Source organism: Plantibacter sp. PA-3-X8 (assembly GCF_003856975.1).
GTDB classification, from domain to species: domain Bacteria; phylum Actinomycetota; class Actinomycetes; order Actinomycetales; family Microbacteriaceae; genus Plantibacter; species Plantibacter auratus.
This window is the reverse complement of record NZ_CP033107.1, coordinates 1,214,297-1,238,345: the sequence shown is the minus strand read 5'-3', so window position 1 is coordinate 1,238,345 and position 24,049 is coordinate 1,214,297. Positions and strand designations below refer to the sequence as shown.

The window sequence follows — 24,049 nt, the reverse complement described above, 5'->3', positions numbered from 1 at the left end:
GCGCCCCGCGCGTTCAGCAGCAGCGCGAGCCGGGCGTCCGGTCCTGCTCCGCGAAGCGCTCCCGCCAGAATGTGCGCTCGTCGGGGACCGGTGCGTCGGGATGGACGCGACGCTGGTGATCCACGTAGGTGGCGTAGGCGGTGTCGCCCATCAGCGAGGTGACGAACCACCGCAGCGCGGCCCAACCCCGCCGCAAGCCGGCCATCAGTGCCCCGACCGCGCGGGTCGCTTGTCGGCGTCCACGGTCGACCACTCGCGCTCGAGCACCTTCTCCGCCTTCGTGGCGATGAGCCCCGACGGCGCGTACCGTCGCGACGGCAGCGCCGGATCCTCCGAACTCGGCCCGCCACCCGAGCGGAACGACCGCACGGTGTGGAGGATCGCGAAGGAGATGACGATGATCGCGAGGGTCACGAACAGGATCGAGAGCACCCCCTGCACGGTGGTGTTCCGCACGACCGCCTCCATCGCCGCCCGCGTCGGTGCGTTGCCGAAGCTGTCCTCGCCCGCTGCGAGCGCCTCACGGAACGCCGCGTTCTGCGCCCAGTAGCCGACGGCCGGCACCGGCGAGAAGATCTTGAACATCGACGCGGTGATCGTCACCACGGCGGTGAACACCAGCGGGACGGCGACGATCCACAGCCAGCGGAAGTTCCCGCGTTTCGCCACGATCGCCATGCACACGGCGAGCGCGATGGCGGCGAGTAGCTGGTTCGCGATGCCGAACAGCGGGAAGAGGGTGTTGATGCCGCCGAGCGGATCGGTGACGCCCATGATGAGGATCGCTCCCCACGCCGCCACCATCACCGCGGTGCAGATCCAAGCTCCGACCCGCCAGTCCGGGTCGCGGAACTTCGGGATGATGTTGCCGAAGGTGTCCTGCAGCATGAAGCGTGCCACGCGCGTCCCGGCGTCGACCGCGGTGAGGATGAACAGCGCCTCGAACATGATCGCGAAGTGGTACCAGAACGACATGAGCGACGTGCCGCCGATGAGTTGCTGCATGATGTGCGCGAGGCCGAGGGCGAGCGTCGGCGCACCGCCGGTGCGGGAGACGATCGACTCCTCCCCCACGTTCGCCGCCGTCTGCGTGAGCACGTCGGGCGTGAGGTTCACCCCGGCGAGGCCGAGCGAGTTCACGAAGGCGACCGCGCCCTCGACGGTGCCGCCAGTGGCCGCTGCGGAGGAGTTCATCGCGAAGTAGATGCCGCGGTCGATCGACAGTGCCGCGACGAGGGCCATGATCGCGACGAACGACTCCATGAGCATGCCGCCGTACCCGATGAAACGGGTCTGGCGCTCCTTCTCGATCAGCTTGGGCGTGGTGCCGGACGCGATGAGCGCGTGGAAGCCGGAGAGGGCGCCGCACGCGATCGTGACGAAGAGGAACGGGAACAGCGAGCCGCTCACGACCGGGCCGGCGTCGCCACCGGCGAACTCGCTGAACGCCGGCACCGTGATCTCCGGGCGGACGAGGACGATCGCTCCCGCGAGCATGACGATCGTGCCGATCTTCATGAACGTGGAGAGGTAGTCGCGTGGTGCGAGGAGCAGCCACACCGGCAGGATCGCGGCGACGAAGCCGTAGACGATGATCCCGACGGCGATGACCGTGCGGTCGAGGGTGAACGCCGCGGCGCCCCACTCGGTCTCGGCGACCCAGCCGCCGGCCACGATCGCGAACATGAGGAGGACGAAACCGATGATCGAGATCTCGGTGATCTTGCCCGGCCGGATGAAGCGCAGGTACACGCCCATGAAGAGTGCGATCGGGATCGTCATGGAGACGCTGAAGACACCCCACGGGCTCTCGCCGAGCGCGTTGACGACCACGAGGGCGAGGATCGCGACGATGATGACCATGATCGCGAGCGTCGCGATGATCGCCGCAGTGCCGCCGATCACGCCGAGTTCGTCGCGCGCCATCTGGCCGAGGGAGCGGCCGCCGCGGCGCATCGAGAAGAAGAGGACGAGGTAGTCCTGCACGGCACCCGCCAGGATCACGCCGATGATGATCCAGATGGTGCCGGGCAGGTAGCCCATCTGTGCCGCGAGCACCGGGCCGACGAGTGGACCGGCTCCGGCGATCGCCGCGAAGTGGTGGCCGTACAGCACCCGGCGGTCGGTGGGGACGAAGTCCTTGCCGTTGGCGAGGTACTCGGCCGGGGTGGCTCGTCGGTCGTCGGGGCGCAGCAGCTTGCGTTCGATGAGCTTCGAGTAGAAGCGGTAGGCGATGAGGTAGGTGCAGACCGCCGCGAAGACGAACCAGATCGCGTTGACCGTCTCACCCCGGACGAGGGCGAGCATCGTCCAGGCGAGACCGCCGAGCAAGGCGATGGCGACCCACAGGATCACCTTCGCCGGGGTCCATCTCGGGGCGAGGTCGGCTTCGTCGACCGCCGTGGGCGGCAGCTCCGGATCCTGGACCAGGACGGGTTCCGCCTCCCCGCCACCCGCGGGCTGCAGCGCTCCGTCCCGCTTCGATCCTGCGCGTGCTCGGTCCTGTCGTCCGGCGTCGTTGCCCATGACGATTCCTCCCTCAACGGTGGTGTTCGTGCGTCGAGGCTAACAGCGTCGCGGCGGCGGGCGCTCGCGAGGTCGGGTCAGACGCGGAAGGTGGTGCCTCGGACGACCAGGTCGGGTGCGAGCTGGACCGATGAGACGCGGGCGTGCTCACCCGAGAGGCGACCGAGCAGGAGATCGAGCGCGGCGTACCCGGACTCCTCGAACGGCTGGCGGACCGTCGTGAGGTCGAGCGCGGAAGCCAGCGGTCCGTCGTCGTAGCCGACGAGCGAGCGTCCCACGGGCAGGTGCGCGCCGGTGACGCGGAACGCCCGGTGCGCGGCGGCGGCCAGCTCGTCGTGGTTGGCGACGACGGCGGTCGTTTCCGGGTCGACCTGGAACGCCCGCTCGAGCGCGGCACCGACGGCTTCGACGAGGTCTGTCGAGGCGACGTCGGCCACGGCCTCGGAGACGGAGAGCAGGTGACCGAGGCCGCGCGCCCGCAGCATGCCGGCCGACACGTACTCCTCGGAGCGTTGCGGCTCGTGGAGGAACACCACGCGTTCGTGACCGAGCTCCGCGAGATGTCGCGCGATGAGTTCACCACCCCGTTCGTCGTCGATGAGGACGGAGGGCAGCCCGAGCCGCCGCTGCGCGCCGTCCGGGACGTCGACGAGGACGACGGGCGGGCCGGGGAGCGCCTTCGACTCCAACGCGGCCGGTGACAGCGGCACGCCCATCACCACGATGCCGTCGATCCCCGCTCGCATGGGCAGCGCGTCGAGGACGGGATTGTCGCTCCCCGCCGCCGAGGGGAGGTCGTGCACGACGATCTCGACCGAGTCCATCGCGGCGCGCTCCATGATCCCCGAGAGTCGCCGGTAGTAGGAGGCGTAACTCGAGAACGGCGCAGCGACGGCGATCCGCTGAGCACCGCTCGCGGCGGCACCACCGCGGTAACCGAGCTCCGTCGCTGCGGCGATGACCGATCGTCGCGTCGCCTCGTTCACGCGCTGCGGGTGGTTGATGGCCAGGGAGACGGTCGAGATGCTCACGCCGGCACGCTTGGCCACCGCGTAGATCGTCGCCTTCTGCGGTCGCTCGTACATGGCGCACCTCCTCCGACGATCCTAGCTCGTAAAAAGTTCTTTGATCGAAGTTCTTCGATAGCGGATACTCGAACCGGACACGGCATCGATGCCGGGATCGGAGGAACACCATGGCTCGGAGCAAGCCCACCGTCGACGCGTTCGTCACGGCGATCACCGGGCGTCTGGCAGCGCTGCAGACGCCCGAGCCGAAGGATCCCGTCGGGCGGCGAGCACACGCGGCCGCCTTCGACCGGGTGTCCTCCGAGGCGCTCGGCACCGAGACCCTCGTGGCAGCGACCGAGGACCACACCGTCCACGTGCCCGGCCACCCGGACGCACGGCTCCGCGTCTATTGGCCCGACCAGCAGCGACTCCCCGCCCTGGCCGACGGTGTGTCCGGTGGCCGGCCCGTCCTCGTGTACTTCTTCGGCGGTGGCTTCACGATCGCCGGGATCGACTGGATCGGTTGGGACGCCGGGTTCCGTCGCCGCGCCAGGGAGGCCGGTGTCATCATCGTCGCCGGCGAGTACTCCTTGGCCCCGGAGGTCCGGTACCCCGCACAGCCGGAGCAGTGCTGGTCCGTGTTCGAGTGGGCGGCCGAGCACGCGCGTTCACTCGGCGGTGACCCCGACCGACTCGCGATCGGCGGTGCATCATCGGGCGGGAACCTCGCCGCCGCCGTGACCCTCATGAACCGGGACCGCACCAAGCGGCCGATCCGGCTGCAGCTGCTCGAGGCTCCGGCGCTCGACCTGACGCGCGGACACCTCGACGCCCGCGGGATCACGCAGGTGCCGGGTGCCATCCTGCGTCGCCTCGCGCGCCAGCTCGTGCTCCAGTACCTGGGGCCGGACCGGGCGACGCAGCACGAACCGTACGCGTCGCCACTCCTCGCGACCGACCACCGGGATCTGCCACCGGCCGTCATCTACACGGCGGAGATGGACCCGCTCCGCGGAGACGGCGAGGCCTACGCCCGCGTGCTGAGCGAGGCCGGCGTGCCGGTGAGCTGCGTCCGGTACATCGGGCAGACGCACACCTCCGGCGGGCTGACCGGTCACGTCCCGGCCGCAGACCACCTGCACCGCGACGTCATCACGACCCTGCGGACGCTGCACGAGGACCCGGTGAGCTACGGCGCGCCGCTCCGCGAGCCGGCGGAGGCCTCGCGGTGACGTCCGTGGAGGAGCTGCGGCTGGATCCGGGCATCCTCGCCTGGGCTGGGCGGATCGAGCAGCACGCGGAGCAGCTGCCGGCACTCCGTTCCTCGGACCTCGCCCTCCGTCGGCAGGCGGCGCGGCGGCTCTCCGATCTCCTGGCGGAGGAGTTCACCGAACCCGCGCCACCGTCGGTCGAGATCACCACGAGCTGGATCGACGGACGGGCCGGCCGGCTCGAGCTCCGCCGGTACCGCCCGGAAGGACTCCCGTCTCCGGCGCCGACCCAACTCGCGCTGCACGGCGGCGGCTTCACGTCCGGCACCGTCCACGAGCTCCTGAACGACCGACTGCTCGCCGCCCGGGCCTTCGCCGCCGGGATCCAGGTCGTCGCGCTCGGATACCGGCTCGCACCCGAGCACCCCTATCCGGCCGCCGTCGACGACACCATCCACGCCCTGCAGGTCCTGACCTCCGAAGCAGGCCCGAGCCGTTTCGACGTCGATCCAGGCCGCCTGGGCATCGCCGGCAACTCGGCGGGTGGCGGGATCGCGGCGAGCGCCGTCCTCCACCTGCGTGACTCGGGTGACCTCCCCCTCGTCCATCAGGCGCTCGAGGTCCCCGCGGTGTCGCTGACCCCGTCGGGCGACTCCGCCACACGGTACGCGCGCGGGTTCGGGCTGGACGACGCGGAGGCACTCGTGCCGCTGTACCTCGGCGGTCCGCGGGCGGCGGACGCCTATGCCTCCCCGCTCGAGGCCGACGACCTCTCGGACCTGCCGCCCACGCTGATCCAGGTCGCCGAGCACGACCCGCTCCGCGACGCGGGTCTGGCGTACGGACGCCGACTCGTGGAGGCGGGGGTCCCGACGGTGACGTGGATCGGGCGCGGCCACGTCCATGCGTCGGGTGGTCTCACGGCCGTCATGGCGGGCGCGAGGGAGTGGCAGGCGGTCCAGGCCACTGCGCTCCGTGAGGCCTACGGGACAAACCCGCTCGTACCCGAACCGATCCAGCCGAGGAGACGATGATGTCAGCTCTCACCCCACCCACCGGTCCGTCCACGGGGCCCGCCGAGCCGGAGCCGCGCATCGGTGACGCCGTCCCCGTCGCGGCGGTCGATCCGGACGCCGTCCCCGGGTCACCGCAGGCGCGCGGTTTCCTGCCGCTGTTCGTCCTGGCCTGGTTCGGGGTCACGCTGGCGCTCGGCACCATCAGCGGGGCGTCGATCCCGAAGGCCCTCGCGTTCCTCGACGACGCGACGAAGGGGACGAACCTCTCGATCGTCGCGGCGGTCGGCGGCGTCGTCATCATGATCATCACGCCGCTGTTCGGCCGGCTGTCCGACCGTTCGCGTTCGCGCTTCGGGATGCGGCGGCCGTGGATGCTCGGCGGAGCAGTCGTGGCGCTCGGCGGGGTCGCGATCCTGGCGACGGGTGACAGCCTCGCGGTGACGATCCTGGGGTGGAGCATCGTGCAGCTCGGCTTCGGTGCGACGAACATGGCGGTGCACGCGCTGCTCGCCGATCAGATCCCGGCGCGGATCCGGGCGCGTGTCGCAGCGGCAGCCAGCGTCTCGGGCGGGCTCGCCCTGATCGTCGGCGCGCAGATCGTCGCCGCCCTCCCCAACGACGCGCGGTGGACCTGGTTCGTCGTGCCGGGCCTGATCGGCGGCGTCCTGAGCACCGCGCTCGTGTTCGGGCTCCGGGACATCGTGCGGACGGTACCTGCTCCGCCGTTGCGCGTGGCCGACATCCTGTCCACGTACTGGCTGAACCCCGTGCGCTATCGCGACTTCTTCTGGGCGTGGGCCTGCCGCCTGCTCGTGACGATGTCGATCGTCTCGGTGTCGATCTACCTGTTGTTCTTCATCATCGACCAGTTGGGCATCCCGAAGGAGCAGGCGTCGGGTGTCCAGGCGAACGCGCTCATCATCTTCACGGTCGGGAACATCGTCATGACGGTCCTGTTCGGTTGGATCTCCGACCGGACCGGGCGACGCAAGCCGATCGTGCTCTTCTCCAGCCTCCTGAGCGCGGTCGGACTCGGGGTCGCGATCATCTCCCCCGACGTCACCGTGTTCCTCGTCGGCATCTTCATCGTCGGAGCGGCGCAGGGGGCCTACGTGTCCGTCGACATCGCCCTCATGACGGAGGTGTTACCGTCGTTCGACGAGGCCGGCAAGGACCTCGGCATCGTCTCCCTCTCCTATCAGCTCCCACAGCTGCTCGTACCGATCGTCGCCGTCCCCCTGCTCGCGCTCGGTGGCGGGGAGAACTATCACGCGCTGTATGTCGCGGCGATCGTGTTCGCCGTCCTGGGCGGACTCGCCGTGCTGCCGATCAGGTCCGTGCGATGAGACCGGCACTTGCACGGTCAACGGATTGCAGGGGTTGGTTCCGGGGTGGTTTCCAGGTGAAGTCCACCCGGGGCGCAGGACCCGGAGTGACACTGGACCATACCCGACCTCTGACCACCGGATCCCCATGACCCTGCCGTTCCCAGCTTCGCCCGACGACACCCTGCAGCGGCGACCGCTCCGCGAGGCGCTCGCCGACGCCGTGCTGCAGGACTTCATCGACGACCTCCCGGTCCCCCTGCGACCGACCGACCTCGCGACCCGGCTCCTCTACCCGCGCTGGCAGGTGTACTCCGACATCCACGAGGGCAGACTCGTCGCCGAACGGGTCCGGAACAACAAACGGTTGTTGAAGATCGATGTCGAGAGGAACCGGGCGTGGATCGCTCGCGGGCTCACCACCCGTCGGGCTCGCGCCGGGTCCGCCGTGGGCGAGGCGGGGCCCGAGTCGCCCGTCTCGGTCGTCATCGTGGATCCCGAGGCCCTCGCGCAGCTGAACACCCTCACGGCGACCGGCTTGAGCGTGCGGGAGGCGGTCGAGCTTGCACTCACCGCCCTCGGCTCGCGCGAAGCGGCCACCACCGCCACGGTGCCCGACATCGACTCGCGGGGCCGACAGGTGCGGGCGGGCTGACGCTGGACGGTCCGTTTCTCAATCTGTGGCGCACGGGTCGATTCAGGGGTGGTTTTCCCGAAAACCGTATGAGCCCTCGGTGATCAAGCCTCATACTGCTCTGGACGTCTCACCTGACAAGACCCTATGAACAGACCTCTCGGATCGCCGCTCTCCGTCTCGCTCGCCGAGCCGTACGACGGCGCTTTGTACTCAGCGGCAGAGCTGCCCTCCGCGGTGGAGCGAATGGTGCAGGCTGAAGGGTGGCGGGCAGCGCTCGCCCTGGAGACAGCACACTGGGACCGATTGATCGGCACCGATCCCGAGGCGCTCCTGGCCGCACTCAAAGCGCTCCCCGGCGAGGCGTACGTCGAGATCCCGAGCCTGCTCGTCGCGACGAACTACCTCAAGCACCTGATCGGCGACACCGACCCCCGACGCTTCCACGACTTCGCGCACGACGAGCCCGGACGATCGAGCAGCGAGCGTGGTCCCTTGGACCAGCTCATCGGCTCGGCCGGGCGGACGGCCGGTCTGCGAACGAACGGCCGGCTCGCGGAGGCGCTCCACCAGGCGAAGGACGGTCGGCGGACGCTCGACGAACTCCCCGCCCAGGAGCGCGCGCTCGTGCAGACGGCGGTGCCGCACCTGCTCACGCAATGGGGGCGGGCGTTCGAGGTGAACGACGCCGGTGGCGTCCGCGAGTACGAGGAGGCATGGGAACTCGCGAACCTGACCGGGCAACCGCTGGCCGCTCGTCGGGCCGCCGCCTGCCTCGCCTGGCTCCACGCCGATCACGGCGAACTCCAGCAAGCCGACCAGTGGATCGACCGGGCACGAAGCACGACCCCGGTACCGCGCTACGACGCCCCACTCCACCTCGCCGCGGCGCTCACCGCGATCGATCGGCTCGACCGGGCGGCGATGCGTCACCACCTGGACGAGCTGCAGCAGGTGCCGATCGGCGAGTACTGGGCGGCCGAGCTGTGGGTCCGCGCCTGGGCGGCGGGTACCACGCAGGAGGCGGCCCTCGTCGACAAGCGGGTGCACGCGATGCTGCGGAGACACCCGGAACGGCTCGCGACCGGTGGCTCGTTCCAGCGCTACCTCGCGGCAGCGAGCGTGCGCCTCGCAGCGACGCGCGGGCGGCCGCTCCCACAATCACCAGCGACGCCTCCGACGACGCTCGATCGCATGGTGGTCGCTTCGACGGGCTACCTCGCCGGTGACATGCACGTCGTGCTGCGCGAAGCGGCGCCTGCTGCCGAGGACCCGGTGCCGCGCATGAGGGTCACAGGACTGCTGCTCGTCGCCGCGGCCAGATTCGCGCTCGGGCGCATCGACGGCGCCAGCGATGCGTTCACGAGCGCACACGCGATCATCGAGGACGAACGGTTCCTCAGTGCCTACGTCGTCATCGACCCTCAGCATCTCCATGGGCTGGCGGCGCTGACCGGGCTCGCCGTCCCGGAGACGGCTCAGCTCCACCCCACCACAGCGGCGTCGAGCAGCAGCGTGGTGCTCGCAACGCTCACCCGTCGTGAGCGCGAGGTCCTCGTCCTGCTCGCCTCCGGCCTCTCGTTGAAGGGCATCGCGACGGAGCTCTACATCAGCCTCAACACGGTGAAAGGCGTCACCTCCAGCCTCTACCGCAAGCTCGGGGTCAACTCCCGGCGTGAAGCCGCCGACTTCGCGCATCGCGCCGGTCTGCACTGAGCACGAGACGACCGCACCACAGCACGAAGCCCTCCCGTCGCATCCGACGGGAGGGCTTCGTGGTCAGGATCAGACGGTCGTGCGTCGGACCGTCCTGCGTCGGATGACCAAAGCCGCACCGAGCAACAGCATGCTCGCAGCACCGATCGTCACGGGCAGCACGTTCGCGCCGGTGGACGCGAGCACGGGGCCTGGCGTCATGACCGTGACCGTGGACGGGTCGGACGTGAACGGGTCGCCGCCCGGCGTGATGCCGGTGCCGAACGCGGTGTTCTTGATCGACCCGGCGTTCAGGTCGGCCTGCGTGACCTGGTAGGTGGCGGTGCAGATGATCTGCAGCCCCGGTGCGAGCGAGCCCGCGCCGCTCGGGCAGGTGATCGCCGAGAGGGTACCGGTCCCGGTGAAGGTGCCCTCGTCGACCGTGACGTCCGTCAGGGTCACGTTGCCGGTGTTGGTCACCTGGAACGAGTAGGTGATGACCTGCCCGACCGTGGTCGCCTTCGCGACGTCAGCGGTCTTCACGACCGAGAGGCCGGGAACCGGTGGCGACGGGATCGTCACCTCGGACGGCGGCGACACCGGCGGGGTGCCACCGTTCGGCGGGGTGCCGGTCGCCGTCGCCGCGTTCGTGATCGTTCCTGCATCGACATCCGCCTGCAGCACGGTGTAGGTGGCGGTGCAGGTGATCTGCACCCCGGGAGTCAGGGCTGCCGGCTCGGCCGGGCAGACGACCTCGGAGAGCTCGCCTGCACCGGAGAACTCGCCCTCCTCGACGACGACATCCGTCAGGGTGACGTTGCCGGTGTTGGTGACGAGGAAGGAGTACGTGACGACCTGACCCACGACGAAGTCGTCCTGGGCATCGGCATCAGCGGACTTCACGACCGTGATCGCCGGGGTCGGCGGGATCTCGACCGTCGTCTCCGACGGTGGCGAGACCGGCGGGGGCCCGCCGTTCGGCGGGGTGCCGGTGGCGGTGGCCGAGTTGGTGATCTCACCGGCGTCGGCGTCGGCCTGCGTCAACGTGTAGTCGGCGGTGCAGGTGACCGTCGCTGCGGGCGCGAGCGATCCGGCCGCCGGCGGGCAGACCACGTCGGACAGTTCGCCGGTACCGGAGAACTCACCCTCGATGACCGACACACCGGAGAGCGTCACATTTCCGGTGTTGGTGACGAGGAACGAGTACGTGACCGTCTCGCCCGCAGCTCCGACGGTCGCCGGCTGAGCGGACTTCACGACCGAGATCGACGGGTCGGCGGGGATCTCGACCGTGGTCTCCGACGGCGGCGACACGGGCGGGGTGCCACCGTTCGGCGGAGTGCCCGTCGCCGTCGCCGAGTTCGTGACCGAACCGGCGTCGACGTCAGCCTGCGTCACCGTGTAGCTCGCATCACACGTGACCGTCGCTTGCGGGGCAAGCGAACCGGCAGCCGGCGGGCAGACCACGTCGGAGAGTTCACCGGTACCGGAGAACTCACCCTCGACCACGGAGACGTCGGACAGCGTGACGTTACCCGTGTTGGTGACCAGGAACGAGTACGTGACGGTCTCGCCGGCGGCTCCGATCGTCGCGGGATCCGCCGACTTCACGACCGTGATGGCCGGAGCCGGGTCGTCGGCGGGGATCGTCACCTCGGACGGCGGCGACACCGGCGGGGTGCCGCGCGGCGGGGTCCCGGTGGCGGTGGCGGAGTTCGTGACCGAGCCGGCGTCCACGTCGGCCTGCGACACGGTGTAGGTGGCCGTGCAGGTGATGGACGCCTGCTTCGCGAGCGATGCGGCACCGGCCGGGCAGGTGATCGCCGAGAGTTCGCCCGAGCCGGAGAAGTCGACGTCGTCGACCTCCACATCACTGAGGGCGACGTTCCCGGTGTTCGTCACGAGGAACGAGTAGGTGACCTGCTGGCCGACCGTGAACGTCTCGCCGGAGCCGAGCGACGCCGACTTCACGACCGAGATCGCGGGAGCCTGCTCGACGAACTCGACCGGGGTGTCGGCGGGCGGGTTCAGGCCGACACTGGTGATGTTGTCCGGACCGTTGACGAACGAGCCCGCCTCAGGCGAGGTGACGTTCACCGTGACCGTGCACGACGCGAGGCCGGCCGTGAGGTTACCGGTGACGTCGATCGAGGAGCCACCGACAGGGGCGGTGACGACGCCCGACGGGCACGTCGTCGACGCGGAACCGTCGGCGATCGTGAGGCCGGCCGGAAGTGCATCGGTGAAGGACCAACCGTTCTTGGCGGCGAGTTCCTCGGTATTGGTGATCGTGAGCGTCAGGGTGGACGTCTCACCGGCGACGACCGAAGCGGGGCTGAACGACTTGTCCAGCTGCGGGGTCACGTCGAGGATGCGGATGTTGTCGAACGCCGCGTCGTTTCCGATGCCGGAACCGTTCGCGTTCCGCATCTGGATACCGAGCGCCGCGCTGTTGAACAGCACCGAACCGTCCGAGGTGTAGGTTCCGGCGTTGATGTCGCGCTGCGGCAACGAGCCGTAGGCGGGGACCGTCACGGTCGTGCCTGCGGTGCAGGCGTCGAGGAGGCCACCGACGTTCGTCGCCTCGCCGGCGGCGTTGAGGAACGCGAATTGGTACTGCGGAGCCGAAACCCCGCAGTTGACGGCTGCGGTGTCAACGCTGAAGGTCAGGAAGCGGCCGCTGGAGGAAGCGAGGGGGATGTTGCTCGTGGTCTGGAATTCGACGGCGTCGGCGCCCGGGTTGTTCTCCGTGTACGCGGCGACGACGTGGTTCGCCGCGGGGTCTGCTGCTCCGGCGTGCTCGCCGAGCGCGTAGGCGAGCTGGCCGAGCTGCGAGGTGTTGCCGGTGCTCCCGCAGTTGCCGAGCGTCGTGAAGGGTGTGTTCATGTTCCGGACCTGGCCGTTGCAGGCGGTGAGCCAGCTCGGGTCCGCCGTGTAGGTCTGGCCGGTCGCTCCGACGTAGTCCGTCAGACCGATCGGAGCGTTCCCGACGCCGTTCTCGAAGTTCTCGTCGTACACGACCGTGGAGGACTGGGGTACCCCGGGCGTTCCGGGTGCGGCCTGCGCCGCGGAACCGAGGCCGACGACCGACAGTGCGGCGAGAGCGGTGACCCCGATCACACCGAACAGGGTGCGACTCGCGGACCGCTCGGCGGCCCAGGCATGCCACCGCCTCGGGCGATGTTGCTGATGGCTGATGGACATGGGCATGCCTCCCCTTGGACACAGTCGCACCCACCCTGGGCGCAAACGAAGAACGTCACGTGATCCGGCGGTTCGGCGCGAGCGTCACGTGTCGGTTTCAGTGAACTGCCGGGGAAGGAGGCGTGGTGAGAATGGCGCCGGAATGCACCCGCGAATCCACCCCTCCCTCGGGGGTACCGTGCGGGCTGGTCGGGGCGCCCGCCGAACGAGACACTCGCCGCCGGAGCGGACGCCGTCGACGCTCAGGAGCGGTGCGAGGTCACCGCGTCAGATCGACGTGCGCATCGCGCGCTCGAACTGCGCCACGAACTGCGTGCCCGGGTCGGACCAGTCCGCGGCGGTGATGGACGCCGAGATCCGCTTCGCGTGCTCGACCGCGTCGGGCCGTTCGACGATGTCGACGAGGCGACGGGCGATGGCCGCAGGCGACAACGGGACGTACTCGATGTGCTCGCTGTCGAGGACCCCGGTCGTGTTCGGGCTGTCATTGACGACGGGCACGACGCCGGAGGACATGATCTCGAGCGGCAACAACGACATGTCGGTCAGCGAGAGGACGAGACCCGCGGCGCACCGGTTGTAGACCGCGTTGAGCTCCGAGATGTCCATCGCCGACCGGTTGACGAACGGGAACCCGGTCTCGTATCCCGACATGTCCCAGCCGACGAGGTTGATCGTGATGTCGGGGCGCAGCCGGTGGAACTCGGTCAGGGCGAGTTCGCCGATCTCCCAACCGCGTCGAGGTGTCGGCGGGCGGGCGTAGAACAGGATCTCGGTGCGGGGCGCGTCGTTCACGTGCGAGTAGTGCTGCTTGTCGACCGAGTAGTCGAAGTGGTCACAGCTCATCCCGTACTCGTCCGCGACCTTCTGCGCGAGCCACGGCCCAGCGGAGAAGCCGTGGAACCCGAACCGGTAGGTGTTCTCCGCGAGCACGTACTCACTGCTGGCCGGGTAGAACCACGGTTCGAAGTCCTGCACGAAGGAGAACCGTTTGGCCGGCCCCTCGTAGCGGAACGCGGGGTAGGCCGTCTGCCAGTCGGAGGACACGACGACGTCCGCGCCCGGCGCGATGCCGGTCGTCGGGTCGTACCGGACGAGGTCGGCCTGCAGCTCCGGGTACGCGCTGCTCGCGGCCATCATCGCCCGGATCCCGGGGATGTCGACCGCGGGCTGGGCCGACGCCTGGTACAGGTAGATCGTGAGCCGGTGCCCGGCGCGCTCGAGGAACTCCATGAACCGGAAGGCGTTCTGGTGCCCGCCCGAGGTCCGGCTCGGCGGCGAGATCAACCACGCCACCTCGTAGGGGCCCTCCGGGAACTCAGCGGCGTTGAAGTTCCGCGGCACCGTCCAGTCCGCGGCGATGGCGTCGCTCGGGTACAGGTCCGTCGGCTTGCGCCGCATCGGGTTGAACCGTCCGTCGGCGAAGTGCGCGGCGCGCCAGAGCGTCGATCGGACGCCCTCGCCGCGGATGGCTCGGAGCCCCTGCCCGATCATGCCCATATGGAGTCCTGTCCCGTCGATGCCGTCGCTGCGAGTGCCGCAGGTGCTGCTGGTGCCACGGATCCGAACGCGCGGACCGCCGTGATGACCCGGTCCACCTCGTCGTCCGTCATGGCCGGCCACAACGGGAGCCGGACGAGACGCTCGGCGAACCGGACCGCGTGCTGCGGCTCGGTGACCACTCTGCCGTAGCGCCGGCCCGCCGCGCTCGAGTGCAGCGGCACGTAGTGGAAGGCCGCTCCGACACCGTGCGCCTGGAGGTGCCGCAGGAACTCCTGCTGCACCTGCGCATCCGGCAGCAGGAGGAAGAACAGGTGCGCGGCATGCACACCACCGGGCGGGTCCATGAGCGTCGCGCCGCGATCGTGAGCCCACTCGGCGAGCTCGGCCGCATAGCGGTCCCAGATGCGGTGCCGATGCCCCTGGATGACGTCGAACTCGCGGAGCTGGGCGTCGAGGACGGCGGCGTTGAGCTCGCTCGGCAGGTAGCTCGACCCGAGGTCCGCCCAGCTGTACTTGTCGACCTGCCCGCGGAGGAACTGGGCCCGATCGGTCCCCTTCTCGCGCATGATCTCGGCGCGGAGCAGGACGGTCTCGTCGGAGATGAGCAGGGCGCCGCCCTCGCCGCAGTGCACGTTCTTCGTGTCGTGGAAGCTCTGGGCCGCCATCGCTCCGACCGTGCCGAGGCGGACACCGTCGCCGGCGACCCCGAGGCCGTGCGCGTTGTCCTCGAGCAGGTGCAGCCCGTGCTCGCCCGTGAGCTGCTGGAACGCCTGCACGTCCACGGGGACACCGCCGTAGTGCATGACCGACACCGCCCGCGTGCGTGGGCCGATGGCGTCGGCGACGTGCTGCGGGTCCAGGTTGCCCGTCACCGGGTCGCTGTCGACGAAGACCGGCGTCGCTCCGGCGAGGACGACCGCGTTCGCCGCCGACGGGAAGGTGAAGGTCGGCAGGATGACCTCGTCGCCGGGACCGACGCCGATCAGGCGGGTCATCATCTCGAGCGCGTGGGTCCCCGAGGTGGTCAGGAGCACGTGCGGCGCTCCCGAGAGGTCCCTGAGGCGCTCGGATGCCGACGCGGTGAAGGCACCGTCGCCGTGGACGTGGTCTCCGGCGAGGACGCGTTCGAGCTGTTCGAGTTCACCGGCGGCGTGGAAGGGCTTCGACAGCGGGATCCGCTGCTCCACGCGCACTCGTATCATGACTGTTCTCGCATCGTGGTTCCCCCGGACGTTCGATCGACACCCTCGATGTCGATGCTCCGAGTGGCGCGCACGTCACCGGGGCGCTTCAGTATCCGCCCGGGTCGGCGCGACGCGCATCCTGCTGCGGGCTATTCCACCCCCGCCACCTGGCGGGTTCAGCATCCCGGCCGTCGCCGCCCGGTTCCCGGGACTCGTAGGGTGAGAGTCGAGCTGAGGAGGACACCGTGATCGGAGTGGCCATCGTCGACGACGAGGCGTTGGTGCGGTCCGGATTCGAACTCATCCTGGGTGCCGTCGAGGACATCGAGGTCGTCGCCTCGGTCGACGGGATCGGCGCCGTGGAGGCGATCCGCTCGAGCCGTCCCGACGTGGTCCTCCTGGACGTCCGCATGCCCGGGCGCAACGGGCTCGACATCCTCGACGAGCTGCAGACCTGGGACGACCCGCCCGTCGTCGCGATCCTCACCACCTTCGACTCCGACGACTACATCGCCCGCGCTCTGCGCAGCGGCGCCGCGGGGTTCCTCGTGAAGGACACGGACCCGGAGCAGCTCCCCATGCTGCTCCGGTCCCTCTCCGCGGGCGGCATCGTGCTCTCGCCGCAGGTGTCCCGGACGCTCGTCGGCGGATTCGCCCGCACCGCCGACCGCGAGGCGGCGAAGCGACTGTCCGGGCTGACGGGCCGCGAACAGGATGTGCTCGCGGCGCTCCGGACGGGCGCGTCCAACACCGAGATCGGCGAGGCACTGCACCTCAGCCGCGCGACCGTGAAGGACCACGTGAGTGCCATCCTCGGCAAACTCGAGGTGACGACCCGACTCGAAGCCGCCATCATCGCCGAGCGTGCCGGGGTCCGCGGCGACGAAGCGGACCCGCGGTGAAGCGGCGCTCCCGGCTCTGGTCGGTCCTCCTCGAACTCGCCCTCATCGCGGCGGCGGCCGTCGAGAGCCTGACGACGCTCGAGTGGGCGACGCCCTGGGAGTCCGGCCTGGCGATCGCCGCTGCCGTCGGCCTCGTCTTCCGGCGACGCTGGCCGTGGCTGTCGCTCCTCCTCGCCGTGCCGGCCTTCACCCTGAACCTCGCCACCCTGGCCGGGTTGGCGTCGCTCTTCTCCGTCGCGGTGCGGGAACGGCGACGCTGGCGGCTCGTCACGACCGGCGCCGTGGTCTTCGTCCTCGCCGCAGTGCCGTGGTGGGGGTGGACGTCGCCCAACTACACGATCCTGTCCATCGTGTACGCCGCACTCTACGCGGCGGCACCGATCGCCTTCGGCCTGCTCGTCCGCACCCGCCGCGAACTGTTCGACCGCATACACGACCTCGAACAGATCCGACGCAGCGAGCGGGCGCGCATCGCCTCCGACGTCCTCGTCGAGGAGCGCACGCGCATCGCCCGGGAGATGCACGACGTCGTCTCCCACCAGGTCAGCCTGATCGCCGTCCAGGCCGGCGCGATCCAGGTGCAGACCGAGGAACCCGGGACGAAGCGGATGGCGGTGACGATCCGTTCGCTCGCGTCGCGCACGCTCGACGAGCTGCGGGACATGGTGACGCTGCTGCGCGCGGAGACCGGTCATGCGCCGCTGGCCCCGCAACCGACGGTCGACGATCTCGACCGGTTGATCGCGGACAGCGGCATCGCCGTCACCTCCGCCATCGAGTTGCCGGACGGCCTCCCCGCACCCGTGCAGCGGGCGATCTACCGGACCGTGCAGGAGGGACTGACGAACGCGCGCAAGCATGCGCCGGGGGCCGCGGTCGACGTACGCGCCGAAGCCTCCGCAGACGAGGTCACCGTGACCATCCGGAACGACCGCCCCACGCGGTCGTCGGACAGCTCGTGGTCGTCTGCGGGCCACGGGCTCGTCGGCTTGAGCGAACGCGCCGAACTCCTGAACGGCTCACTGCTCACCGAGGACACGCCGACCTCGTTCACCCTGACGTTCCGCGCACCCTCCTGAGCCGTCTGGACGGCGAGGTCAGCCGGCGGCCGGTCGCTCGTCGGTGGCGAGGACCGACATCAGGATCGAGTCGGCCCATTCGCCGTCCCAGCAGAGCGTGTGACGCTGTCGTCCTTCGACCACGAAGCCGGCCTTGACGTAGGAGCGTTCCGCCCGCGGATTGAACGAGTAGACGTCGAGGACGACCCGGTGCAGTCCCAGCACGGAGAACGCATGATCGAGCACAGCCGTCGTCGCCTCCGTCCCGAAGCCCTGTCCGGTCCGCCCGGGAGCCAACGCGATCCTGAAGTTCATCGACGCGTTGTCCTCGTCGAGCTCGTTCAGCACCACCTCACCGAGGTACTCGCCCGAATCGATCGCGGTCACGGCCCAGTCCGCTCGATCGTCCTGACCACCGACGGTCGCGAGGTGTCGCTCGATCGCCTGGCGCGGGATCGGGCCATGGGTACCGGTGAGGCGCAGGGTCTCCGGGTCGGCGAGTCCGCGGAGCGTCGGTTCCAAGTGGGCGGGGCCGAGCGGCACCAGGCGGAGTCTCGGCGTCAGGATGGTGTCGAGTTCCGCGAGCTTCGACGTGTCGACGGTCGGGACGGTCACGCTGCCCCCTCCCCGGCGATCTCGTCGCCGAAGAGCGGTGTCTGGAAGCGACGTTCGAACCGCACGATGGTGCCGGTGCCCCGCACGAGCTCGTAGGCCTCGATGCACTCCGGGTCCGTCGCCGCGGCGATGCGGTACTGCTCGTACGCGGCGAGCGAGGGGAAGCTGAACAGCGCGAACGCCTCGTCGTTGTCGCTTTCCGCTGGGAGGAAGTAGCCGTGGTGGTCGCCACCGAGCCGGTTCACGAGGCGGATCCAGCGCCGCCCGTACTCGGTGAAGGTGTCGAGCTGCTCGGGGTCGATCTGGTAGCGGAGGTGGATGGTGATCATGGGTCCAGTCTGGCCGTCCGCGCGACGAGCGCCGTCATAGGGGGCCGTCGGCGTCACCGGACACCTACGCTGGAAACCCGTCCCCACACCCCGGAAGGTGGTCGAGATGTCCTCGGAATACGACGACGCCGCCGCGAACGGGCTCGCCCGCGCCCTCCGCGTGCCGGCCTCTTCAGACCGGCTCCAGGCTGCGCTCGCCGCGGGCACCACCCCGAAGACCGCCTACATCGAGGTGCTCGTCGACCGCTGCGCCGTCGAGCCCGACTTCTTCGTGCGCGACATGCTCACCTGGGCACTCGTGCGGCACGACCCCGAGGTGACCGTCCCTCGCCTGATGGAGGAACTCGGGTCGGTCTTCCCGCAGGCACGCAGCCAGGCGCTGCACACCCTCTCGAAGACCGGAGACCCACTCACCTGGTCCGCCATCACCCTCGCACTGCTGGAGGACGAGGAGGATCAGGTCGCCCGAGCCGCCTGGCGCACCGCCGCAGGGGTCGTCCCGGAGCGGGAGGCGTCGGCGCTCGCCGAGCTGCTGGCGAGGCAGTTCGGCCGGGGCGACCGCGAGGTGCAGCTCAGCCTCACGCGCGCGTTCGCCACGATCGGCGAGCCCTCGATCGAACCCGTCGAACAGACAGCCGCATCCGAGGCGGTCGAGCGCGAGGCCCGCGCGCACGCTCGCGCGACCGCCCGGATCCTCCACGACCCCGAACTGGACTTCGACGAGGCGATGCAGGAGGCCCAGCACGCGCTGCGCCAGGGTGACTGAGCCATCACCCCGGTCATTGAGCCATCACCCCGGTCATGAGCCATCACCCCGGTCCTTGAGCCTGTCGAAATGCCCTTCGACAAGCTCAGGGACCGGAGAGGTCCGTGCCGCCGACCGCCTCAGCTGAGCCGGGCCGTGCGGAGCGTCGCCGTCGCGCTGTGCGCCGCCATCCCCTCCGAATCGGAGATGACCTGCACCGCGTCGGCGAGCTCGGGTGTCGCCGCCTCGGCGATCCGCTGGTAGGTGAGCGGCTTCAGGAACCGCGACACCGAGAGCCCGGCACTGTGCTTGGCGCCGCCCGCGGTCGGGAGCACGTGGTTCGTGCCGGCCATGCCTTTGTCCGAGTAGGCGACGGTGCTCCACGCACCGAGGAAGATCGACCCGTAGTTGAGCAACCGCTCGTGGTACCAGGCGTCGTCCGTCGTGATGACCTCGAGGTGCTCCGGGGCGAGGTCGTCCATGAGCACCGCGGCGGTCTCGCGGTCGTCGGCCACGGTCACGGAGCCGTAGTCGCGCCAGGCCGGCCCGCAGATCGACTCGGTCGAGAGCGTCGGGAGTTGGCGTTCGACCTCGGCGATGACCGCGCGGCCGAGGTCCTCCGACGTCGTCACGAGGGCGGCCGGCGAGTTCGGACCGTGCTCGGCCTGCCCGAGCAGGTCGGCGGCCACCAGGATCGGGTCCGCGGTCTCGTCCGCGAGGACGGCCACCTCGGACGGACCGGCGAGGAGGTCGATCGCGACCGTGCCGAACAACTGCCGCTTGGCCTCGGCGACGAAGGCGTTGCCCGCACCCACGAGCATGTCGATCGGCAGCTCGCCGAGCAGACCGTAGGCCATCGCGGCGAGCGCCTGCACACCGCCGAGGACGAAGACCCGGTCGACACCGGACACGTGCGCGGCGTAGACGACGGCGTCGTTCGCGCCGCCGTCGGGCTGCGGTGGCGTGCAGGCGATGACCGTCGGCACCCCGGCCTGCTTGGCGACGCCGACCGTCATGAACGCGCTGGCGGTGAGTGGGAAGCGGCCGGCCGGGAGGTAGGCGCCGACGCGGGAGACGGGCACGTACTTCACGCCCGTGACGAGTCCGGGGACGAGCTCGGTCTCGAAGTCCTGCAGGTGCGCGCGCTGCTCCTGGGCGAAGGCGCGGGTGCGCTCGCCACCGAGGTCGATGGCGGCGCGGAGGTCGGCGGGGAGCCGGTCGCCGCTGGTCGCGATCTGCTCGCGCGTCAGCTCGACGTCGCCGCCCTCGTACCGGTCGAGACGCTTGGCAGCGTCGAGGACGGCGTCCATGCCGCGACGCTCGATGTCGAGCAGCATGGCGGAGACGGTCTCGATGACGGCCGGATCGCGCTGCGCCGGTGGAGCGTCGACGAGCGGGGTCTTGAGGTGACGGAAGGAGCCGTCGAGGGACTGGAGCACGGGAGGACTGAAACGCATGCTGCGAGCGTACGAACGCGGTGCGCGGGCGACAACGGGGGACGTGCCTGCGTGAGCCATCGGGTCATCCGATACGCCGGTTCGCGGTCGACGCTCAGCGTCTCGGGGTGGTCGCGATCACCTGGTCGGGTTCCGCCGCCGCGAGCAGGGTGTGCTCGGCGAGCTCGGCGATCCGCGCGGTGGCCGGCGACAGGTAGGCGCCCTCGCGCTGGACGAGCGCGATCGTGTCGTAGAGCGGTTCGGCGAAGGGGGTGAGCGTCAGCTGCTCCGGGAACCCGCCGGTGCGGGCGACCGTGCCGGACACGATCGTGTCCGCGGCCCCGGTCGCGGCGAGGCTCAGGGCGGTCTCCACGTGCTCGACCTCGACGGCCGGTTCGATCGACCGTCCCTGCAGGCGAGCGCGCTCCAGCAATTGCAGCCGAGTGGGATCCCGCCACCCGGCGTAGGCGTCGTAGAGCACGAGCTTGGCGTCCGCGAACTCGTCGATCCCGACCGGGCCCGCGGCGGGATCCCTGGTGGTGGAGGCGTAGAAGACCTCGTCGCGGAAGAGGGGCCGGATGGCGAGGCCCGCGACGGGCACCGGGAGGACGACGAGCCCGGCCTCGATCTCACCGCTCGCCACGGAGTCCGCGACGAGCGCGGAGTTCAGCCCCACGAGTCGCACGCGCACGTTGGGGTACCGCTGGTGGAAGCGCTGCACGAGGTCGGACAGCTCGTAGTAGGCGGCGTTGCGCAGGACGCCGAAGGTGCACACGCCGCCGTCGAGGGAGGTGATCGCCGAGAGCGCGTCGAGTCCGCCGTCGATCGCGGCGACTGCGCGTCTGGCGTGCTCGCGCAGCTCCTCGGCGGCCGCCGTCGGGACGAGCCGACGCGCACCACGGGCGAACAACTGCAGGCCGATCTCGCGTTCGAGGCGGCTGACGAGCTCGGACACGGAGGCCTGGCTGCTGTCGAGCTCGGCGGCCGCGGCGGTGAAGGAACCGCTCTCGTAGGCGGCGAGGAAAGCGCGGAGTTGCGCGAGGGTCATGGGGTCAGCCTAGCGAGGAGCCTTTTCCCGTCACGGCGCCGTACAGCTCAGGCCGCCGGTCGGCGAGCACGTCGTTGCGTGGTCCGATTCTGGTCGCGCCCCGGTCGATCCGGACGGTCGCGTCCACCCGTCCCAGCGCGTCCTTCCCACCGACCGGCCACCCATCGGCCGGGATGATCGTGGTGCCCTCGGTCCAGGGGTTGCCGGCCTCGGTGCCGGAGCGGTCGCAGCACACGACCGGGATCGCGGACGCGCGCGCCGCCGCCATCGCCTGGACGACCTCGGGCGCTCGCTCGCCGTCGGGCCGCTCGACCAGGGGCCAGTTCGTCGGCACGACGAGGAGGTCCGCGCCTCTGAGCGCCAGACCCCGCGGCACCTCGGGGAACTCGAGGTCGTAGCAGACGAGGATGCCGAGCCGGCCGAGCGGCGTCTCGACCACCGGCTGGGTCTCGCGACCCGCCACGAAGACGGACTGCTCCTCGTCCCACAGGTGCACCTTCCGGTAGACCCCGAGCACCCCCGAGGCGCCGAGGACCAGGGCGCTGTTGCGGATCTCCTCGCCGTCCAGCTCGCAGAACCCGACGACCACCACGGTGTCCTCGGGGAGCAGCGACGCCCAGTCACTGAACACCGGCGCGTCGCTCGGGAGCGCGACCGCGCGGGCCGCCTCCGGGCTGCCCAGGTAGTAGCCGCTCGTCGCGAGCTCGGGCAGCACGAGGAGCTGCACCCCGTCGGCGACGGCGTCTCGGACGGCCGCCTCGATCGTGCGCAGGTTGCCGTCGAGGTCGCCGAGGACGGGGGCGAGTTCCTGGGCGCGGACCCGGATGCTGTGCGCGTCGGGGTCGGCGTGGTCGGTGGCCCCAGTGGGATCGGTGCTGGTCATCCAGCGATCATACGAAGCCCTCGCGGACGGGACCATCGTGTTCTCCGATGGCTGGGATCGGGGCATGGCCGATTGTGCCGGTCCGTGGCCTGCGGATACCGTCGTCGGCACGAGCGAGTCCCCGACCCGAGGCAGACCCCCGCTGCCCGTCGCACTCCTCCACCGCCCGAGCCCTGGAGGCCAGCCATGGCGACACCCGCCGCCCCCACTCCCCCGTCCGGTTCCGCCGCCGGAGCGGGTGACGCCCAGCCGTCCCTCGTCGAATCCCGCTCCATCGACTGGGTCCCGCTCAATGAGCGTCACGGTCGCCCGCGCTCGCTGTTCTCGCTCTGGTTCATGTCGAACGCGCAGGTCACGACCCTGGCGACCGGCATGCTCGGTGCGGCGCTCGGCGCGAACCTCGCGACGTCCCTCCTCGCGATCGTCCTCGGCGTCGCCGTCGGCACCGTGTTCACGGCCTTCCACTCCGCACAGGGGCCGCAGCTGGGACTCCCGCAGATGATCCAGTCGCGTGCGCAGTTCGGCTACCGCGGCGTCGTCCTCATCTGCGCGATCGTCGTCTTCAGCCTCGTCGGCTTCAACATGTTCAACCAGATGCTCGGCGCGGACGTCCTCACCATGACGACCGGAGTCGACGCCGGTGCGGGCTGGTATGTGCTCATCAGCGGCGTCGCCGTCCTCCTCGCGATCTTCGGGTACTCCTGGATCCACCGGACGCAGTCGTGGCTCACCGCGCTGTTCCTCATCACCTTCGGGCTGTTCACGGTCGTCGTCCCCTTCGTCGTGCCGCTGCCGGCCGACGCGCTGTCGCTCGCGAACTTCAGCTGGGTCGCGTTCCTCGTGCAGTTCGGCGGCGCCGCAGCGTACGCGCTCGGTTGGGCACCCTACGTCTCCGACTACTCGCGCTACCTCCCGCCGCAGACGAACCCCGGGCGGGCCTTGTTCTACACCTACGGCGGCGTGTTCGTCGGCGCGGTCTGGCTGATGGGGCTCGGAGCGTTCGTCGCCAGCGCGTTCCAGGGCGCCGACCCGCTCGAAGGCGTCCGAGACGCCGCCGACGCGATCCTGCCGGGTTCCGGGACCTGGCTGCTCGTGGCCGCGCTGCCCGGGCTGATCAGCGTCATCACGGTCAACATCTACGCGGCGTCGATCGAGACCATCACGATCATCGACTCCATCCGACCGGTCCGGCCGACACGCACCCTGCGGGTCGTCACCTGTCTCGCGATCGCCACGGCCGCCGTCATCGGCTCCTTGCTGAGCACCGGCGAGTTTTTCGCGAACTTCAGCAGCTTCCTCGTCGTCCTGCTCTACGTCCTCGTGCCGTGGACGTCGATCAACCTCGTCGACTACTACCTCGTCCGGAAGGGGCACTACGTCGTCCGCGACATCTTCACCCCGAACGGCGTCTACGGCGCCTGGGGCTGGCGTGGCCTCCTCGCCTACGCGATCGGCATCGTCGCGATGATCCCGTTCGTCGTGACGGTGTGGTTCACCGGTCCGATCGCGCAGCTGCTCGGCGGGGCGGACCTGGCCCTGTTCATCGGTCTCGCCGCCTCCGCGATCGCCTATGTGCTCCTCTCCCGGTCGCTCGACCTCGGGCGCGAGCGTGCGGCGGCCGAGCGCGACGTCACCGAGACCGGTCACCAGGCGGTCGCCTTCAGCTCTCGGCGTCGCTGAACACCCGGCGACGCTGAGCTCCCGGCGTCGCCGAGCGACGGCTGG

The 24,049-nt window shown here is 70.2% G+C and carries 20 protein-coding genes; 9 read left to right on the top strand and 11 right to left on the bottom strand.

What is annotated here, in order from left to right:
• Positions 1-13 precede the first annotated feature (13 nt).
• The 3 genes from EAO79_RS05925 to EAO79_RS05915 form a co-directional block, all read right to left on the bottom strand.
• Positions 14-205: a YbdD/YjiX family protein gene (locus EAO79_RS05925; RefSeq protein ID WP_124768353.1), complete on the bottom strand. Its 192-nt coding sequence runs from the start codon at positions 203-205 to the stop codon at positions 14-16.
• Positions 205-2,526 carry a carbon starvation CstA family protein gene (locus tag EAO79_RS05920; RefSeq protein ID WP_124768352.1) on the bottom strand — a complete coding sequence of 774 codons (2,322 nt, stop codon included), beginning with the start codon at positions 2,524-2,526 and terminating at the stop codon, positions 205-207. The genes EAO79_RS05925 and EAO79_RS05920 overlap by 1 nt, the downstream gene beginning before the upstream one ends.
• A 77-nt stretch (positions 2,527-2,603) precedes the next feature.
• Positions 2,604-3,611 (bottom strand): LacI family DNA-binding transcriptional regulator, encoded by a 1,008-nt coding sequence (locus EAO79_RS05915; protein WP_124768351.1) that lies wholly within the window; start codon positions 3,609-3,611, stop codon positions 2,604-2,606.
• A 110-nt stretch (positions 3,612-3,721) separates the two neighbouring features.
• Here EAO79_RS05915 and EAO79_RS05910 point away from each other — a divergent pair, with 110 nt between their 5' ends.
• From EAO79_RS05910 to EAO79_RS19355, 5 genes are all read left to right on the top strand, one after another.
• The gene (locus EAO79_RS05910) at positions 3,722-4,768 is read left to right on the top strand and encodes an alpha/beta hydrolase (protein ID WP_124768350.1); all 1,047 of its coding nucleotides are present in this window, start codon (positions 3,722-3,724) and stop codon (positions 4,766-4,768) included.
• The gene (locus EAO79_RS05905; protein ID WP_124768349.1) at positions 4,765-5,781 is read left to right on the top strand and encodes an alpha/beta hydrolase; all 1,017 of its coding nucleotides are present in this window, start codon (positions 4,765-4,767) and stop codon (positions 5,779-5,781) included. The genes EAO79_RS05910 and EAO79_RS05905 overlap by 4 nt, the downstream gene beginning before the upstream one ends.
• On the top strand, positions 5,781-7,109 hold the full coding sequence (locus tag EAO79_RS05900; protein ID WP_164486904.1) for an MFS transporter: 1,329 nt from the start codon (positions 5,781-5,783) through the stop codon (positions 7,107-7,109). Before EAO79_RS05905 ends, EAO79_RS05900 begins: the two co-directional genes overlap by 1 nt.
• 127 nt (positions 7,110-7,236) lie before the next feature.
• Positions 7,237-7,743 (top strand): hypothetical protein, encoded by a 507-nt coding sequence (locus EAO79_RS05895; RefSeq protein WP_124768347.1) that lies wholly within the window; start codon positions 7,237-7,239, stop codon positions 7,741-7,743.
• A 126-nt stretch (positions 7,744-7,869) separates the two neighbouring features.
• Positions 7,870-9,438, top strand: coding sequence for a LuxR C-terminal-related transcriptional regulator (locus EAO79_RS19355; protein WP_124768346.1), 1,569 nt, complete (start codon positions 7,870-7,872; stop codon positions 9,436-9,438).
• 69 nt (positions 9,439-9,507) lie between these two features.
• Here EAO79_RS19355 and EAO79_RS05885 read toward each other — a convergent pair whose 3' ends face one another.
• From EAO79_RS05885 to rffA, 3 genes are all read right to left on the bottom strand, one after another.
• The gene (locus EAO79_RS05885; protein WP_124768345.1) at positions 9,508-12,621 is read right to left on the bottom strand and encodes a DUF11 domain-containing protein; all 3,114 of its coding nucleotides are present in this window, start codon (positions 12,619-12,621) and stop codon (positions 9,508-9,510) included.
• A gap of 267 nt (positions 12,622-12,888) precedes the next feature.
• Positions 12,889-14,115, bottom strand: a complete 1,227-nt coding sequence (locus EAO79_RS05880; protein WP_206428289.1) for a glycosyltransferase family 1 protein — start codon at positions 14,113-14,115, stop codon at positions 12,889-12,891.
• Positions 14,112-15,311, bottom strand: coding sequence for a dTDP-4-amino-4,6-dideoxygalactose transaminase (gene rffA / locus EAO79_RS05875; RefSeq protein ID WP_206428288.1), 1,200 nt, complete (start codon positions 15,309-15,311; stop codon positions 14,112-14,114). Before rffA ends, EAO79_RS05880 begins: the two co-directional genes overlap by 4 nt.
• A 242-nt stretch (positions 15,312-15,553) precedes the next feature.
• Between rffA and EAO79_RS05870 the strand changes: the two genes are divergently transcribed.
• Together EAO79_RS05870 and EAO79_RS05865 are read left to right on the top strand one after the other, a co-directional pair.
• Positions 15,554-16,210 carry a response regulator transcription factor gene (locus tag EAO79_RS05870; RefSeq protein WP_124768339.1) on the top strand — a complete coding sequence of 219 codons (657 nt, stop codon included), beginning with the start codon at positions 15,554-15,556 and terminating at the stop codon, positions 16,208-16,210.
• Positions 16,207-17,289 (top strand): sensor histidine kinase, encoded by a 1,083-nt coding sequence (locus EAO79_RS05865; protein WP_124768337.1) that lies wholly within the window; start codon positions 16,207-16,209, stop codon positions 17,287-17,289. The genes EAO79_RS05870 and EAO79_RS05865 overlap by 4 nt, the downstream gene beginning before the upstream one ends.
• Before the next feature lie 18 nt (positions 17,290-17,307).
• Here EAO79_RS05865 and EAO79_RS05860 read toward each other — a convergent pair whose 3' ends face one another.
• Positions 17,308-17,883 (bottom strand): GNAT family N-acetyltransferase, encoded by a 576-nt coding sequence (locus tag EAO79_RS05860; protein ID WP_124768335.1) that lies wholly within the window; start codon positions 17,881-17,883, stop codon positions 17,308-17,310.
• Positions 17,880-18,212, bottom strand: coding sequence for an NIPSNAP family protein (locus tag EAO79_RS05855; RefSeq protein WP_124768333.1), 333 nt, complete (start codon positions 18,210-18,212; stop codon positions 17,880-17,882). Before EAO79_RS05855 ends, EAO79_RS05860 begins: the two co-directional genes overlap by 4 nt.
• Before the next feature lie 106 nt (positions 18,213-18,318).
• Here EAO79_RS05855 and EAO79_RS05850 point away from each other — a divergent pair, with 106 nt between their 5' ends.
• On the top strand, positions 18,319-18,978 hold the full coding sequence (locus tag EAO79_RS05850) for a HEAT repeat domain-containing protein (protein WP_079706169.1): 660 nt from the start codon (positions 18,319-18,321) through the stop codon (positions 18,976-18,978).
• Between the two features lie 119 nt (positions 18,979-19,097).
• Here EAO79_RS05850 and hisD read toward each other — a convergent pair whose 3' ends face one another.
• The 3 genes from hisD to EAO79_RS05835 all read right to left on the bottom strand — a co-directional run bounded on the left by hisD (position 19,098) and on the right by EAO79_RS05835 (position 22,324).
• Positions 19,098-20,414 (bottom strand): histidinol dehydrogenase, encoded by a 1,317-nt coding sequence (gene hisD / locus EAO79_RS05845; protein ID WP_124768331.1) that lies wholly within the window; start codon positions 20,412-20,414, stop codon positions 19,098-19,100.
• Positions 20,415-20,508: 94 nt separating this feature from the next.
• The gene (locus EAO79_RS05840; protein WP_079704685.1) at positions 20,509-21,441 is read right to left on the bottom strand and encodes a LysR family transcriptional regulator; all 933 of its coding nucleotides are present in this window, start codon (positions 21,439-21,441) and stop codon (positions 20,509-20,511) included.
• A gap of 4 nt (positions 21,442-21,445) precedes the next feature.
• Positions 21,446-22,324, bottom strand: a complete 879-nt coding sequence (locus tag EAO79_RS05835; protein WP_124768329.1) for a nitrilase-related carbon-nitrogen hydrolase — start codon at positions 22,322-22,324, stop codon at positions 21,446-21,448.
• Positions 22,325-22,510: 186 nt separating this feature from the next.
• On the opposite strand from EAO79_RS05835, the gene EAO79_RS05830 reads away from it, so the two are divergent.
• Complete coding sequence (locus EAO79_RS05830) at positions 22,511-24,004, top strand: cytosine permease (protein ID WP_124768327.1); 1,494 nt, start codon at positions 22,511-22,513, stop codon at positions 24,002-24,004.
• Positions 24,005-24,049 lie beyond the last annotated feature (45 nt).